This window comes from Candidatus Pseudomonas phytovorans, from assembly GCA_029202525.1.
Taxonomy (GTDB): domain Bacteria; phylum Pseudomonadota; class Gammaproteobacteria; order Pseudomonadales; family Pseudomonadaceae; genus Aquipseudomonas; species Aquipseudomonas phytovorans.
In genome coordinates, this window is sequence record CP119325.1 from 5,747,926 (window position 1) to 5,762,647 (window position 14,722).

The following is a 14,722-nucleotide window of genomic DNA, read 5'->3' on the forward strand; positions in this document are numbered from 1 at the left end:
AAACCCACAGGATAAATTGGCCCGAAACAAACGTAGGAGCGAGCGTAGCTCGCGATGCGCCGCGCGGGCGGCGCTCGATCTCAACACCCATGAAGATCGACCGCCCCACACTCAGATGCCATTACTCAATTCATCCAAGCCCCGCAATGTGATCTTCACGTCCCCAGGAAGGTGCACTATCAATTCAAGATTCGCCCCCAGTACCTCAAGGTGTCTGCGCAACTTCGACAAGGGCATGTCTTCCAGCTTTCCCTCGTTTACTGAATCACCCTCAATGCCCAGCTGCCTTCGAAGCTCACCAAGAATCGCTTCATCCATTTGAGTCTCCTGATTACCCATACCCATCTCCTCAATATGAAAAATTTCCATCCAAATCCTGAACTTGCGACAGACGTCGCGATAGCAGGTAATTCAACGCCATGAAGTAGGATTCGCGCTTAATTTTCGTGTGAAAAATCCGCAGCCCCAGTGATTAACGCTGGCCAAATGCCGCCTCAGATGGGAACCTTTACGCCCACGGAGACGTCCACTCCCCTGCAACCCGCTTCGGTTGGGGACTGGTTTCATCAGCATTTTCGGGCCCGACGGGGTTCGGCTCATGGCCTGATCGCAGCCTTCGGCTTGCATCTCGCTGCTACTCGCGAACACACCAACCGCCGCCAGGACTGGCCGGCAAAAAAGAAGTGTGCTCGCCGACAACACAAGGAGTCCGCCTGTGGCTAAACGCTACGGTAAAGGGCTGTTGGGATGCGCCACCGTGCTCGTCATCCTGGCCCTGCTGATCCACTGGATCGGCATCGACACGATCGCGCGTTATCGCGACGATCTTGGGTTCTACCTGCAAGCGCACCTGGTTCTGGTGCTGGCTTCGATGGCGTCGGCGTTGGCCGTGGGCATCCCGGCTGGCATTGCGCTCAGTCGACCGCACCGGGTCGACAAAGCCGAGCGCTTCATGCAGTTCTTCAACGTTGGCAACACCATCCCTCCCCTGGCCGTCCTGGCCATCGCGCTCAGTATCCTGGGCATCGGCGCCGGGCCTGCGATCTTCGCGCTGTTCCTCGCCTCTCTCCTGCCCATCGTGCGCAACACCTACGAAGGCCTGAAAAACGTCCCCGCCTCGCTCAAGGAAGCCGCCACCGGCATCGGCATGACCCCGCGCCAGCAACTCTGGCAGGTGGAACTGCCCAACGCCGTACCGATCATCGTCGGTGGTGTACGCGTGGCCCTGGCATTGAACGTAGGCACCGCGCCGCTGGCGTTTCTGATCGGTGCCAACAGCCTGGGCAGCCTGATCTTCCCCGGCATCGCCCTGAACAACCAGCCACAGCTGCTGCTGGGTGCCGCCTGCACCGCGCTGCTGGCACTGGTGCTGGACGCGGCGGTGAGTTTCTCCAGCAAGCGCTGGCTGGAACGTGGCCTGGCCCACTAAGAATAGGGAACGTATGAACAAGAGAATCGCCTTGCTGCTGGGCGCGGCCCTGCTGTTCGCAGGATTTGCCCAGGCAGTGGAAAAACCGCTGGTCCGCATTGGTGCGCGGGTGTTCACCGAACAGACCGTGCTCGCCGAAATCACAGCGCAATACCTGCGCGCCAACGGCTTCGACGTGCGTGTCACCACCGGCCTTGGCAGCAACATTGCGCGCCAGGCCCAGGAAACCGGCCAGCTCGACCTGATGTGGGAATACACCGGCGTGTCGCTGGTGTCGTACAACCATATCGACGAGCGCATGCCCAGCGCCGAAGCCACCTTCGCCCGGGTGAAGGCGCTGGATGCAAAAAAGGACCTGGTCTGGCTGACCCCGTCGAAGTTCAGCAATACCTACGCGCTGGGGCTGCCCAAGCAGGTGGCCGAGGCCTACCCGCAAGTCAACACCATCAGCGACCTCAACCAGGTACTGCGTGACGAAAGCCGGCGCAACCACCTGGTGGCACTGGACACCGAGTTCGCCAACCGCCCCGACGGCCTGGTCGGGCTGCGCGAAATGTACGGCTTGCCTCTGGACCGGCATAACATCCGCCAGATGGACGGTGGCCTGGTGTACACCGCCATGCGCAACAACCAGGTATTCGCCGGGCTGGTGTACACCACCGACGGCCGCCTGAGTGCGTTCAACCTCAAGCTGCTGGAAGACGACAAGCACTACTTCCCCGACTACACCGCAGCGCCCGTGGTGCGTAAAGCGGTGCTCGACGCCAACCCGCAGCTCGCCGGCCTGCTCAAGCCACTGGCCGAGCAGCTGGATGACGACACCATGCGCCAGCTCAACGCCAAGGTCGACGTCGAACACCAGAACCCGACCGCCGTGGCCGCCGCCTTCCTGCGTGAGCACCCACTGAACAGCGAGGGCCAGCCATGAGCCTGATCGATACCTTCAACCACCTGGACTGGGCCCAGGTGCTGCAACTGACCTGGCAGCACATCATGCTGGTGGGCATTGCCGTTAGCCTGGCCATCCTGGTTGGCGTGCCGCTGGGCATCCTGATGACCCGTTTCCCGACCCTCGCCGGCCCGCTGCAGGCCAGCGCAACGGTGCTGCTGACCATCCCCTCGATCGCCCTGTTCGGCCTGCTGCTGCCTTTCTACTCGAAGTTCGGTCAAGGCCTGGGACCACTCCCCGCGATCACGGCAGTGTTCCTGTACTCGCTGCTGCCGATCATGCGCAACACCTACCTGGCGCTGACCAACGTCGAGCCCGGCATCCGTGAAGCCGCGCGCGGCATTGGCATGACCTTCGGCCAGCGCCTGCGCATGGTCGAGCTGCCTATCGCGGTGCCGGTGATCCTCGCCGGCGTGCGCACTGCAGTGGTGATGAACATCGGCGTCATGACCATTGCCGCCACTATCGGCGCCGGTGGCCTGGGCGTACTCATTCTCACCTCCATCAGCCGCAGCGACATGTCGATGCTGCTGGTCGGCGCCGTGCTGGTCAGCCTGCTGGCCATCATCGCCGACCTGCTCCTGCAAACCCTGCAACGTGCCCTGACTCCAGAAGGACTGCGCCCATGATCGAACTGAAGAACCTCAGCAAAACCTTCAACGTCAACGGCAAGGACGTCAAAGCCGTCGACGCGGTAAGCCTCACCGTCAACGAAGGGGAAATCTGCGTGTTCCTCGGCCCCTCGGGCTGCGGCAAAAGCACCACGCTGAAAATGATCAACCGCCTGATCACGCCGACCTCGGGCCAGGTGTTCATCAATGGCGAAGACACCACGGGGCTGGACGAAGTGACCCTGCGCCGCCATATCGGTTATGTGATCCAGCAGATCGGCCTGTTCCCCAACATGACCATCGAAGAGAACATCACCGTGGTCCCGCGCCTGCTCGGCTGGGACAAGCAAAAGTGCCACGAACGTGCCCGCGAGCTGATGCACATGATCAAGCTCGAACCCAAGCAATACCTGCAGCGCTACCCGCGCGAACTGTCGGGCGGCCAGCAACAGCGCATCGGCGTGATCCGCGCGCTGGCGGCAGAAGCGCCGGTACTGTTGATGGACGAGCCGTTCGGCGCGGTCGACCCGATCAACCGCGAAATGATCCAGAACGAGTTCTTCGAGATGCAGCGGGCGCTGAACAAGACCGTGATCATGGTCAGCCACGACATCGACGAGGCGATCAAGCTGGGCGACAAGATTGCCATCTTCCGTGCCGGTAAACTCTTGCAGCTGGACCATCCGGACACACTGCTGGCGCACCCGGTGGATGATTTCGTCAGCAACTTCGTTGGCCAGGACAGCACGCTCAAGCGCCTGTTGCTGGTGCGTGCCGAGGATGCGGCGGACAACGCCCCGTCGGTAAGCCCGGAAACGTCCGTGAGCGATGCCCTGGAGTTGCTGGATGAGCACGACCGCCGCTACGTGGTGGTGACCGATGCACAGAACAAGGCACTGGGTTATGTGCGCCGGCGTGACATGCACCGCCAGCAAGGTACCTGTGGCGACTTCCTGCGGCCGTTCAATGCCACGGCCTCGCATGATGAGCATTTGCGCATCCTGCTGTCGCGCATGTACGAGTTCAACCGCGCTTGGTTGCCGGTGCTGGATGCCGAGCAGGTGTTTTTGGGCGAGGTGACACAGGAGTCGATTGCCGCTTACCTGAGTTCGGGGCGGTCTCGCGGGGCCAAGACCAGCATCGTCTCGCCGGCAGAGGCGGTGGTTTCCTAGAAAGCTGGGGGCGCTTTGCGCCCCATTCGCGGGACAAGCCCGCTCCCACAGGTACAGCGTCAATCTCAAGACTTGCGCTGTACCTGTGGGAGCGGGCTTGTCCCGCGAATGGGGCGCAAAGCGGCCCCTGCGATCCCGGATCAGAACCCTACGCTGGCCTGCACATAAAACGTCCGCGGCTCACCGACATACAAGCCGGAATTGTTGTCGCTGGAACGGGTGAAGTACTGTTTGTCGAACAGGTTCTTCACCCCCGCCGCCAACTTCAGGTTGGACATCTCTGGCCCGAACTCATACCCGCCACGGGCATGCCAGGTCACGTAACCCGGAATATCACCATACTGCCCATCCGCACTCGGGTCGGTGATGTAATCGCCATTGAAGCTGCCATCAGCATTGATCCCGGTCCCCGGTGCGCGCTGCTTGGACTGGGCATAGGCGTCCAGGTTCCAGGTCCAGCGGTTGACTGCGTAACGCACACCGGCCGTGGCCACCTGACGTGAATAGAACGGTAAGTCACGGCCCTTGAAGCCCGGAATCTCACCTTCATACGTTGCTCGGGTGAAGGTGTAGCCACCACTCACCGACAGCCCCTCCAGACGCGGGTCCAGCCCGACCAGGTCATAGCGCACCGAAGCCTCGATACCTTGGTGCTTGGTCGCTCCGAGGTTGGTCCAGCCCACATCGTTGCTGATGTACTGCAGTTCATCATCAAAGTCGATGTAGAACGCGGTCAGCTCACCGGCGAAGCCGCCATCGTCATAGCGCGTGCCGATTTCGTAGGTCTTGGCTTTTTCCGGCTCCAGGCCATTGGCCGTGCTGTTGCCGATACCGCCCTGGCCCAGCTGGAAATACTGCAGGCTGCCGAACGATGTTTCGTAGTTGGCGAACACTTTCCACGCATCGGAGATGTGGTACATCACGCTCAGCGCCGGCAACGGCTCGTTACTACTGATGCTGCGCTTTTTCTCCACCACCGGGCGGTTGTTGGCATCCAGCACCGGGCGGTCGCGCCAGTCGGTATTGATGTGCTCGAAGCGGATGCCCGGTGTGATGGTCCAGTTGCCCACATCAATCTTGTCGTCAATATAGTAGGCGCTGGCCTCGGTACCGCCGCTGCGGTCCTGGAACACGTGGCCGTCAGAGGTCGGGGTCACGGTCGGCACGTTGTCGATCAGCGCCAGGCGGGTCGACTGTTCACGCATCGCTTCCTTCAGGTAGCGGTAACCCACGCTGACTTCCTGAGTAGTGGGGCCGGCAAAGAAGATGCGTGACACCCGTGGCTCGATGGCGAAGGTGTGGTAGTTGCGCGGGTACGACGACAGGGTCTTCATGTCGCGCGCGGCAATGGCGCTGCCGCGGAAGCTGTCGGTGTAGTAAGTCAGCACTTCGAACTGGGTGGCATCGTCGAGCTGACGCTGCCACTTGAACGAAACGTCCTTGCGCCGACCAGAAAAGTAGTCGTAGTCGCGCACAGACTGATACGGGTTGCTGTCGTACTGGGCCTGGGTCAGGCCGCCGGGCATGTCGGCGCGGCCATCGTAGTAATGGAAGTTGAGCCAGAACTCATCAACGTCGGTAGGTGCCCAGTGGGTCTTGAGGATGACGTCGTCGATGTCGTTGCCATTGTTGCTTTCACGGTAACCGTTGCCGTTGACACCGGTGTACAACAGCGCCACGCCCATGCCGTTATCCGCCGTACCGCCAACGAAGGCCGACTCGGTGTGTTTCCAGCCGCCGTGCTGGGAGGTTTCCAAAGTGGTGGACAGTTCCGCCGACGCCTTCTCCGGAATCGCCCGGGTGACGAAGTTGATCACCCCACCCACGTTCTGCGGGCCATAGCGCACCGAGCCGGCCCCTCGCACCACGTCGATGCTGTCGAGGTTGCCCGAGGAAATCGGCGCCATCGATAACTGTGGCTGGCCATACGGCGCGAAGGCAGCCGGAATACCGTCGATCAATACGGTGGAGCGCGGCGACAGGCGCGAGGTCAGGCCGCGCACGCCCACGTTCAACGACAGGTCACTGCCGCCGGTGCCGTTGGAGTCCTGCACCTGCACACCCGGGATGCCGCGCAGTACATCGCGCACGTTCATCGCGCCCTTCTCCACCATCGCCTCGCGGCGCACCACGGTGCGCGCGCCGGGGTGGTTCTGCACCACGCTCTGCTGCGCGTCGCCCAACCAGTCGCCGACCACCTTGATATCGGTGGGCGCCAGCTCCAGGCTACCGTTGCCCAGGTCAACGGTAGTCGGCAGCGGCTTTACCACGACGGTGTCCTGGGACATCTCGAAGGTCAGCCCACTGCCTTGCAACAACTGTTGCAACGCTTGCACCGGCGCCAGGTTGCCAGACACCGCCGGGGCCTGTTTGCCAGCCACCAGTTCGGGGCTGAAAAACAGCTGCAGGTTGGTCTGCTGACCCAGCTGGTTCAGCGCCGAAGCCAGCGGTTGAGCCTGGATCTGGATGGAGTTGCCGGCCTGTGCGGCCTGGCTGTTGATGGCCACGGCACCGACCGCCATGGCCAGCGCCAGGGCGCGAAAGCGTGGGAAAGACTTGTTGTTGTTCACGTCGTCGAGACTTCCTGAGTGCGGAATAAACGCCAACCGCGTGCAAATGGAAATGCTTGGCAGTTGCAGCTGGCGAGGAAGACGAACGAGCGAAAAAAAACCTGAATCTATTTCGCGATTATTTCGCGCGAGCCGTCTTCATGGGCCTTGATGGCCACCGGCAGGATGCTCGGCAAGGCCCGTAACAGTGCGTCGGTGTCTTCGGTGCTGAAGGTGCTCGAAAGGCGCATCTGGGCGACTTTGCCTGGGGCTACGCGCAAGGGTTGGCTACGGTAGCGCGAGGCTTCGGCCACCACCTCGGCGAGGGTGGCGTTGTCAAACACCAGCTTGCCCTGGCGCCAGGCAGTCACGGCGGCGGTATTGACTGCATAGGGGGCGGTCACCCTGCCTTGTGCGTCTATATGCGTGCCCTGGCCGGCCGTGAGCTGCGCCAGCGCGTCACCCTTGCCCTGCACACGCACCGAGCCCTGTTCCACCGCCACCCGGGTGCTGGCCGGGTCCAGGCGTACGTCAAAGCGGGTACCGGTTACCGTCACACGGCCTTGGGCGGTGTCGACCACAAACGGCCTGTCACTGTCGTGGGCGACGCTGAACATCACCTCGCCGGCATTGAGGCGGATATGCCGCTGGCCGGCGCTGAAATCGACCTGCAGCTGTGTGCTGCCATTGAGTTCGAGGTGCGAGCCATCTGGGAGTTCGACCTGGCGGCGTTCATTGAAGGCCGTCTGCAAGCCCGCCTGGTGATTCAGTTGCTGGTAGTGCCAGCCGCCCCAGCCCAAGCCCAACGCCACTACCGCGACAGTGGCAGCCAGGGCCTGATGTACGAAACGCCGACGTGGCAACTGCTGCACCGGGTCCGGCTGGCACAACGCTTCAAGGCGCTGGCGTGGGATGAAATCGGCGGCCTGCCATACGCGGCTGAGGTGTTCGTACTCGTCCCGATGCCGCTCGTCACTCGCCAACCAGGCCCGCAACTGTTTCTGCAGCCCGGCATCGCGCGGCGCATCCTGCACGCGGGCAAACCATGCGGCCGCCTGCTCGCGGACGGTGTCGCTACCGTGCTGTTTCATCGAAAAGGTCTCCTGACTCATCATGCCGACACATCCAGGTGCTCACGCAAGTGCCGCAGCGTGCGGATCATATACTTTTCGACCATGTTCTTGCTCAACCCCATGCGCTCGGCGATCTCGGCCTGGGTCAGCCCTTCGAGCTTCTGCCAGATGAACACCTGCCGGCAGTTGAGCGGCAACTCGGCCAGCGCCCGCTCGACGCTGTCGGCCAACTCCAGCGCATGCACGTAGGCTTCCGGGTCACCACTGCCGGTTGTGCCCTCGTCGAAGGCTTCCAGCGCCAGGGCCTGGCGGCGGTCTTCGCGGCGAAAGCCGTCCACGGCAATGTTGCGTGCGGTCTGGTGCAGGTAGGCGCGCGGCTGCTCGACCTCGTCGCGCGGGTTTTCCAGTACCCGGACAAAGGCATCGTGGGTGAGGTCCTCGGCCTGCTGACGACTGCGCAGTTTGCGCGTCCAGGTGCCGATCAGCTCATGGTAATGGTCGAGGAAGCCTTTGTGTCCGGACACGGTCGGGGTCATCAGGGAGGCGGATAAGGGTGCGAATAGTAATGTTTCTCATCAAAACCAGCAAATCCGCCAGTCGGTAACAAAAATTTTATGCGGAATTTCCTGTACGTGAGTACCAGGAAAATGTGGCCATAAATATGAACACCTCTGGCCCCTTCGCGGGTAACCCCGCTCGCACAGAGAGCGCGAAAACCCTGTAGGAGCGGGTTTACCCGCGAAGGCCCCAACACGGTCCATTCCACAATTTTTTACGCCTGAAACATCATGGGGAACATCAGGGCGTCACACGAGTCGGTTATTCAATGGCAGATCGTCGATCCGCGTCGATCACGCCCGGATTGCCTGTTGATTCTGCATTCTTCACGCCCTAAAGTGCGCGCCGAACGTCCATGCTGGAAACGATCCATCCGGCTCAAGTACTGAGTAGGCGAACCAAAGTGGGGATACGGAGGACGTTCAGTTTGCAGCCACTTATTTTTTCAGTTTGCCCATGGAGTCCCTGAGCATGTCGATCCAGGTCGAAGATTATTTCGCGCGTGACACCTTCCAGAAAATGAAGGCGTTCGCCGACAAGCAAGAAACCCCGTTCGTGGTCATCGACACCCAGATGATCAGCCAGGCCTATGACGACCTGCGCGCCGGTTTCGAATTCGCCAAGGTCTACTACGCCGTCAAGGCCAACCCGGCCGTTGAAATCATCGACCTGCTAAAAGAGAAAGGTTCGAGCTTCGACATCGCCTCGATCTACGAGCTGGACAAGGTGCTCGACCGCGGCGTCAGCGCCGACCGTATCAGCTACGGCAACACCATCAAGAAGTCCAAGGACATCCGCTACTTCTACGAGAAAGGCGTGCGCCTGTTCTCTACCGACTCGGAAGCCGACCTGCGCAACATCGCCAAGGCCGCGCCGGGCTCGAAAGTGTATGTCCGTATCCTGACCGAAGGCTCGACCACTGCCGACTGGCCGCTGTCGCGTAAATTCGGCTGCCAGACCGACATGGCCATGGACCTGCTGATCCTTGCCCGCGACCTGGGCCTGGTGCCTTACGGCATTTCTTTCCACGTGGGCTCGCAGCAGCGCGACATCAGCGTGTGGGATGCCGCCATCGCCAAGGTCAAAGTGATCTTCGAGCGCCTGAAAGAAGAAGACGGCATTGAACTGAAGCTGATCAACATGGGTGGCGGCTTCCCGGCCAACTACATCACCCGTACCAACAGCCTGGAAACCTACGCCGAAGAGATCATTCGCTTCCTGAAGGAAGATTTCGGCGACGACCTGCCGGAAATCATCCTGGAGCCAGGCCGTTCGCTGATTGCCAACGCCGGTATCCTGGTCAGCGAAGTGGTGCTGGTGGCGCGCAAGTCGCGCACTGCTGTCGAGCGCTGGATCTACACCGACGTGGGCAAGTTCTCCGGCCTGATCGAAACCATGGACGAAGCCATCAAGTTCCCGATCTGGACCGAGAAGAAAGGCGAAACCGAAGAGGTTGTCATCGCTGGCCCGACCTGCGACAGCGCCGACATCATGTACGAAAACTACAAGTACGGCCTGCCCCTGAACCTGGCCATCGGTGACCGCCTGTACTGGTTGTCGACCGGTGCCTACACCACCAGCTACAGCGCAGTGGAGTTCAACGGCTTCCCGCCGCTGAAGGCCTACTACCTGTAAACAGAAAAGGGGCGAAAGCCCCTTTTTTCATGGCTCGCCCACAGCGGATGTGTCGATCCACTCCAGCAGGAAATCACCGGGCTGCGCTTCTTCGGTTTCCAGCATACGGAGTTGCAGCCCAGGCTCGGAGTGGTATCGGGTAACTGTCTTGTAGGGCGAAATGGAGAACAAGTCAGACCATGAGCTGGCACTCCTTTTCACCCTGGAAGTGGTGCCTACTCGGTCGTTAGCCGAGACAAAACGCGAATCCAGCGTTTGCAACCGGATGCCGTACAACCGCGGATGTTCGAAGCTGACGTTCTGATTGACGATACGGAACGCAGGTACTGGCCATGGCATCAGTTCGCTTGCCTCTTGCAGGGCATTGCCACCCGCACCGGTTATCTGCTTACCCGACTCGGTGTGTATCTCATACGCAAGATCCCCGCCGATTGCAGGATGCTCCCAGGCAATGAGGGTGAAAATCTCACCTGCTACATCGTTTTCGACAACCTGCATGAACCCGCTGTCGTTGATACAGATCGGGTAAATGTGGCCCTCTCGAGTCAACCACAAGCGCACCTGTGCTTCGTCTTTGATCAGGTTTTTCATAAACGTTTCCTCACGCTCTCGACGGCTGATGTTGCCGACAGGCGGAAAGTAAACGTGGCGCAACCATGATCGCAGTTACAACTCCTTCCCCGTGGCCCTCTACTGGCCCCATCGACCATAAGCTGGCTTGCCGGCGGGGCCAATGCAGCCAACCTCAGGCTTCGCGGCGCTCGATCTCCTCGGCATACCGACCGGCAAAGGCCATGAACAGCGGCCCCGCACCTTGCAAGGTCACCAAGGCAGCGCGCAGGAAGTTCATGTTGCCCTCAACCCGCGCCCGCTCCAGCCAAGGCGCAGCCTCCGCCACCTGCCCACGCTCGAACAGCACCAGCGCCAGGCTGAACATGCCGCGAAAGTCCCCCGCCTCGGCCGAGCGCCGATACCAGCGCACCGCCCGCGCCGGGCTAGGCGCCGTGGCTATGCCCTGTTCCAGGTAGCGCCCGTACAGGTTCATCGACTTGGCATGCCCCAGTTGCGCAGCCTTTTCGTAGCACAGCAGTGCCTGCGTCTGGTTGGCCGGCACCCCGCGCCCGGTGGCCAGCAGGTTGCCCAGGTTGTAAAGGCCCCAGTCCAGTCCGGCGTCGGCTGCACGGGCATAGTGCACAGCGGCCTGCGGCAGGCTCGCCTCACCACCCCAGCCATGCTCCAGGCAACGCCCAAGCATGTTGTGCGCCATGGCACTGCCACCTTGTGCGGCAATGCCGAACCAACGCCGGGCCACGGTGGCATCTTCCTGGATACCGCGCCCATCCAGCAGGATCTGCCCCAGCAGCAACTGCGCCTCGACCGCGCCCTGCCCCGCCGCTGCCAGAATTGCCTGGGCGGCCTTGCCGGGGCTTTCTTCAAGCATGGCCTGCAAGCCGGCCACATCCACCACTTCCTCACGTCGCAACAGGTAAGACACGGCTCAGACCTCGGCCCAACGGCGTAGCAGGTTGTGGTAGGTGCCGGTCAGCTGCAGCAATGAAGGGTGCTCCGGTACATCGGCAGTCAGTTGCTGGATGGCATTGTCCATCTCGAACAGCAGCGCACGCTGGCTGTCCTCGCGCACCAGGCTCTGGGTCCAGAAGAACGCGGCGTAACGCTGGCCTCGGGTCACCGGGTTGACCTTGTGCAGGCTGGTACCGGGGTACAGCACCAGATCACCGGCAGCCAGCTTGATCTGCTGCACACCATAGGTGTCCTGAATCACCAGCTCACCGCCGTCGTAACTGTCCGGGTCGCTAAGGAACAGCGTTGACGACAGGTCGGTACGCACCCGCTCCGGGCTGCCTTTGGGCTGGCGCAGGGCGTTATCGATGTGAAAGCCGAAATTGCCGCCCTCGCGGTAGCAGTTGATCAAAGGCGGAAACACCTTGTGCGGCAGGGCCGCGGACATGAAGCGCGGGGTTTTCCACAGGCGGTCGATCAGCGCAGTGCCAATTTCCTTGGCCAAAGCGTGCCCTTCCGGCAACTGCAGGTTGTGTTTGGCCTTGGCCGACTGGTAACCGGCAGTCACCTTGCCATCGGCCCAGTCGGCCTGCTCCAGCGCCTCGCGAATACGGGCCAGTTCATCGGCGTCGAACAGGCCGGGGATGTGAAGCAGCATGGCAGCAGCACCGTCAGGAAATGTAAAGGCGCAATGATATTGATTCCCTTTTGCGCTTCACAAGCCCCGTTCGCCGCTTTAGACGTTTCAGCGTGAAAAAACTGTAAAGGGAAATTGTAAAGAATGTAAATTCTTCACGAATGGTAACGAATCTCAATTGTTAGTCACAATTGCTTACATTAGTATCCGGCGCCTCAACACCTTGGGGAAGGTCCTAAGCAATGCGCCAGTACGTACCATCTGCAGTGAGTTCACCACGCCTGATCGTTACCGCCATCGGCGTTGCCCTCAGCGCTTCGTCGGTATATGCCGCCGACCCGGCCGCCAATAGCGCCATCACGCTCGACGCAACCAGCGTCAATGGCAAGGCTGAACAGGCCAGCACCGATTACAAGGTCGAGAAGGCCGCCTCGCAGAAGTACACCGCGCCGCTGGTGGACACCCCGCGCTCGGTCACCGTGATCCCGCAGCAAGTGATCAAGGACACCAACGCCCTGACCCTGCAGGACGCCCTGCGCACTGTACCTGGCATCACCTTTGGTGCCGGCGAAGGCGGCAACCCGCAAGGCGACCGCCCGTTCATTCGCGGCTTCGACGCCCAAGGCGATACTTATCTGGACGGCGTGCGTGACACTGGCGCGCAAACCCGCGAAATCTTCGCCATCGAGTCGGTGGAAGTGGCCAAGGGCCCTAACTCGGCCATCGGTGGCCGTGGCGCTGCTGGCGGTACCATCAACCTGGTGAGCAAGCGTGCGCACCTGGGCAACTCGCTGGACGGCGCCTGGACCTGGGGCAGTGACCAGACCCAACGCTACACCTTCGATGGCAACTACCAGTTCAGCGATACCGTTGCCGGCCGCCTGAACCTGATGACCCACGAAAGCAACGTCGCCGGCCGCGACAAGGTCAACTACGACCGTTGGGGTATCGCCCCGTCGCTGGCCTTCGGCCTGGGCACACCGACCCGCGTCAACCTCGACTACTACCACCTGGAAAGCGACGACCTGCCAGATTCGGGCATCCCGTACACAATCCCGACCAACGGCAGTGGCGGACGCACCTCGGCGCACCCGAGCAAGCCGAACGACGGCGGCGACAGCGACAACTTCTACGGCCTGACCGGTCGCGACTTCCGCAAGACCCGTGTGGACATCGCCACCTTCGCCATTGAGCACGACCTGACCGACGCGCTGACCATCAAGAACACCCTGCGTCACGGCAACAGCATGCAGGACTACATCCTGACCCAGCCTGACGACAGCAAGGGCAACGTCAACAACGGCAGCGTCTGGCGCCGTGCCAACAGCCGTGTGGGCAACACCGCCACCACCACCAATCAGACCGACCTGTTCGGCGAGTTCTACGTTGGTGGTATGAAAAACAGCTTCTCCACCGGTATCGAACTGAGCCGCGAAGAAAGCGACCGTTCGTCCTACACCGTCGACACCGATACCGTGCCTGGCGGCGCAGCCAATACCAACTGCACCCCGGGCATGATCGGCGCTACCAGCGGCTACAACTGCACCTCGCTGAGCAACCCGAACCCGGATGATCCGTGGAACGGCGCCATCTCGCGCAACTACGCTGGCACCACCACCAACAGCAAGACCCGTGCGATCTATGTGTTCGACACCCTGGAGCTGACCCCCGAGTGGCTGGTCAACATGGGCCTGCGCTACGACCACTTCGACACCGACTACAAGACCTTCAACGCCGCAGGCACCACCACTGCCAAAGGCAAGGATGTCAGCGAGTTCGTGACCGGCCAGTTGGGCCTGGTGTGGAAACCGGCAGAAAACGGCAGCATCTACGTCTCCTACGCCACCTCCGCAACGCCACCAGGCGCGATGCTCGGCGAAGGTACCGAAGGTAACCCGCTGGGTGGCTCGACCGACCGTAACGGCAACCTGTTGGCCAGCGACATGGAGCCAGAGGAAACCACCAACTACGAAATCGGTACCAAGTGGGACCTGCTCGACCAGCGCCTGTCGCTGACCGCTGCGCTGTTCCGCACCGAGAAGGAAAACGCCCGCGTCCAGGTGGACACCACCACCTACGAAAACGTCGGCGAAACCCGCGTTCAAGGTATCGAGCTGTCGGCCAGCGGCAAGATCACCGACAAGTGGCAAGTGTTTGCCGGCTACACCTACATGCAGGCTCGCCAGATCGACGGCGGCCCGCTGGGCAAGGCCAACGACGGCAACCAGCTGCCTAACACGCCGAACAACAGCGCCAGCCTGTGGACCACTTACCAGGTCACGCCGAAGTTCACCATCGGTGGCGGCGCGTTCTATGTGGATGATGTCTACGGCAGCGTGGCCAACACCACCATGGTCGACAGTTACGTACGCTACGACGCCATGGCCGCCTACAAGCTGACCAAGAACGTCGACCTGCAGCTGAACGTGCAAAACCTGACCAACGAGGTGTACTACGACAAGGCATTCTCCACCCACTTCGCCAACCAGGCGGCCGGGCGGACTGCACTGTTGACCACCAGCGTCCACTTCTAAAGCAACACCCCAGAGCCCCGTTCATTCCCATGAGCGGGGCTTTTGCGTATCAAG

General features: G+C 61.4%; 13 protein-coding genes. 6 read left to right on the top strand and 7 right to left on the bottom strand.

The window, feature by feature from the left end; all coding sequences use genetic code 11:
- Positions 1–111: 111 nt before the first annotated feature.
- Entirely contained in the window at positions 112–318 is a 207-nt protein-coding gene (locus P0Y58_25415; protein ID WEK30190.1) for a hypothetical protein, read from the bottom strand.
- A 397-nt stretch (positions 319–715) separates the two neighbouring features.
- Between P0Y58_25415 and P0Y58_25420 the strand changes: the two genes are divergently transcribed.
- Genes P0Y58_25420 through P0Y58_25435 form a run of 4 tightly spaced genes read left to right on the top strand, consistent with a single transcriptional unit; the run spans position 716 to position 4,161 of the window.
- On the top strand, positions 716–1,429 hold the full coding sequence (locus P0Y58_25420) for an ABC transporter permease (GenBank protein ID WEK30191.1): 714 nt from the start codon (positions 716–718) through the stop codon (positions 1,427–1,429).
- A gap of 13 nt (positions 1,430–1,442) precedes the next feature.
- The gene (locus P0Y58_25425; protein ID WEK30192.1) at positions 1,443–2,357 is read left to right on the top strand and encodes a glycine betaine ABC transporter substrate-binding protein; all 915 of its coding nucleotides are present in this window, start codon (positions 1,443–1,445) and stop codon (positions 2,355–2,357) included.
- Positions 2,354–3,007: an ABC transporter permease gene (locus P0Y58_25430; GenBank protein ID WEK30193.1), complete on the top strand. Its 654-nt coding sequence runs from the start codon at positions 2,354–2,356 to the stop codon at positions 3,005–3,007. Before P0Y58_25425 ends, P0Y58_25430 begins: the two co-directional genes overlap by 4 nt.
- Positions 3,004–4,161 (top strand): ABC transporter ATP-binding protein, encoded by a 1,158-nt coding sequence (locus tag P0Y58_25435; protein WEK30194.1) that lies wholly within the window; start codon positions 3,004–3,006, stop codon positions 4,159–4,161. The genes P0Y58_25430 and P0Y58_25435 overlap by 4 nt, the downstream gene beginning before the upstream one ends.
- 140 nt (positions 4,162–4,301) lie before the next feature.
- Here the strand turns inward: P0Y58_25435 and P0Y58_25440 are convergent, their stop codons facing one another.
- From P0Y58_25440 to P0Y58_25450, 3 genes are all read right to left on the bottom strand, one after another.
- A complete protein-coding gene (locus P0Y58_25440; protein ID WEK30195.1) occupies positions 4,302–6,731 on the bottom strand; it encodes a TonB-dependent siderophore receptor in 2,430 nt (809 codons plus the stop codon).
- Between the two features lie 107 nt (positions 6,732–6,838).
- The gene (locus tag P0Y58_25445) at positions 6,839–7,801 is read right to left on the bottom strand and encodes a FecR family protein (GenBank protein WEK30196.1); all 963 of its coding nucleotides are present in this window, start codon (positions 7,799–7,801) and stop codon (positions 6,839–6,841) included.
- Positions 7,802–7,821: 20 nt separating this feature from the next.
- Entirely contained in the window at positions 7,822–8,319 is a 498-nt protein-coding gene (locus P0Y58_25450; protein WEK30197.1) for a sigma-70 family RNA polymerase sigma factor, read from the bottom strand.
- Between the two features lie 493 nt (positions 8,320–8,812).
- On the opposite strand from P0Y58_25450, the gene P0Y58_25455 reads away from it, so the two are divergent.
- Positions 8,813–9,976, top strand: coding sequence for a type III PLP-dependent enzyme (locus tag P0Y58_25455; protein ID WEK30198.1), 1,164 nt, complete (start codon positions 8,813–8,815; stop codon positions 9,974–9,976).
- A gap of 27 nt (positions 9,977–10,003) precedes the next feature.
- Here P0Y58_25455 and P0Y58_25460 read toward each other — a convergent pair whose 3' ends face one another.
- The 3 genes from P0Y58_25460 to P0Y58_25470 form a co-directional block, all read right to left on the bottom strand.
- Complete coding sequence (locus P0Y58_25460) at positions 10,004–10,567, bottom strand: hypothetical protein (GenBank protein ID WEK30199.1); 564 nt, start codon at positions 10,565–10,567, stop codon at positions 10,004–10,006.
- A gap of 154 nt (positions 10,568–10,721) precedes the next feature.
- A complete protein-coding gene (locus P0Y58_25465; GenBank protein WEK30200.1) occupies positions 10,722–11,471 on the bottom strand; it encodes a tetratricopeptide repeat protein in 750 nt (249 codons plus the stop codon).
- Between the two features lie 3 nt (positions 11,472–11,474).
- Entirely contained in the window at positions 11,475–12,155 is a 681-nt protein-coding gene (locus tag P0Y58_25470; protein ID WEK30201.1) for a Fe2+-dependent dioxygenase, read from the bottom strand.
- A gap of 221 nt (positions 12,156–12,376) precedes the next feature.
- On the opposite strand from P0Y58_25470, the gene P0Y58_25475 reads away from it, so the two are divergent.
- Positions 12,377–14,668: a TonB-dependent siderophore receptor gene (locus P0Y58_25475; protein WEK30202.1), complete on the top strand. Its 2,292-nt coding sequence runs from the start codon at positions 12,377–12,379 to the stop codon at positions 14,666–14,668.
- Positions 14,669–14,722 lie beyond the last annotated feature (54 nt).

Excerpts from the sequence above, each read along its gene's own strand:
- P0Y58_25415 (WEK30190.1), bottom strand. The coding sequence starts at position 318 with ATGGATGAAGCGATTCTTGGTGAGCTTCGAAGGCAGCTGGGCATTGAG.
- P0Y58_25425 (WEK30192.1), top strand. The coding sequence starts at position 1,443 with ATGAACAAGAGAATCGCCTTGCTGCTGGGCGCGGCCCTGCTGTTCGCA.
- P0Y58_25430 (WEK30193.1), top strand. The coding sequence starts at position 2,354 with ATGAGCCTGATCGATACCTTCAACCACCTGGACTGGGCCCAGGTGCTG.
- P0Y58_25435 (WEK30194.1), top strand. The coding sequence starts at position 3,004 with ATGATCGAACTGAAGAACCTCAGCAAAACCTTCAACGTCAACGGCAAG.
- P0Y58_25445 (WEK30196.1), bottom strand. The coding sequence starts at position 7,801 with ATGAAACAGCACGGTAGCGACACCGTCCGCGAGCAGGCGGCCGCATGG.
- P0Y58_25450 (WEK30197.1), bottom strand. The coding sequence starts at position 8,319 with ATGACCCCGACCGTGTCCGGACACAAAGGCTTCCTCGACCATTACCAT.
- P0Y58_25455 (WEK30198.1), top strand. The coding sequence starts at position 8,813 with ATGTCGATCCAGGTCGAAGATTATTTCGCGCGTGACACCTTCCAGAAA.
- P0Y58_25460 (WEK30199.1), bottom strand. The coding sequence starts at position 10,567 with ATGAAAAACCTGATCAAAGACGAAGCACAGGTGCGCTTGTGGTTGACT.
- P0Y58_25470 (WEK30201.1), bottom strand. The coding sequence starts at position 12,155 with ATGCTGCTTCACATCCCCGGCCTGTTCGACGCCGATGAACTGGCCCGT.
- P0Y58_25475 (WEK30202.1), top strand. The coding sequence starts at position 12,377 with ATGCGCCAGTACGTACCATCTGCAGTGAGTTCACCACGCCTGATCGTT.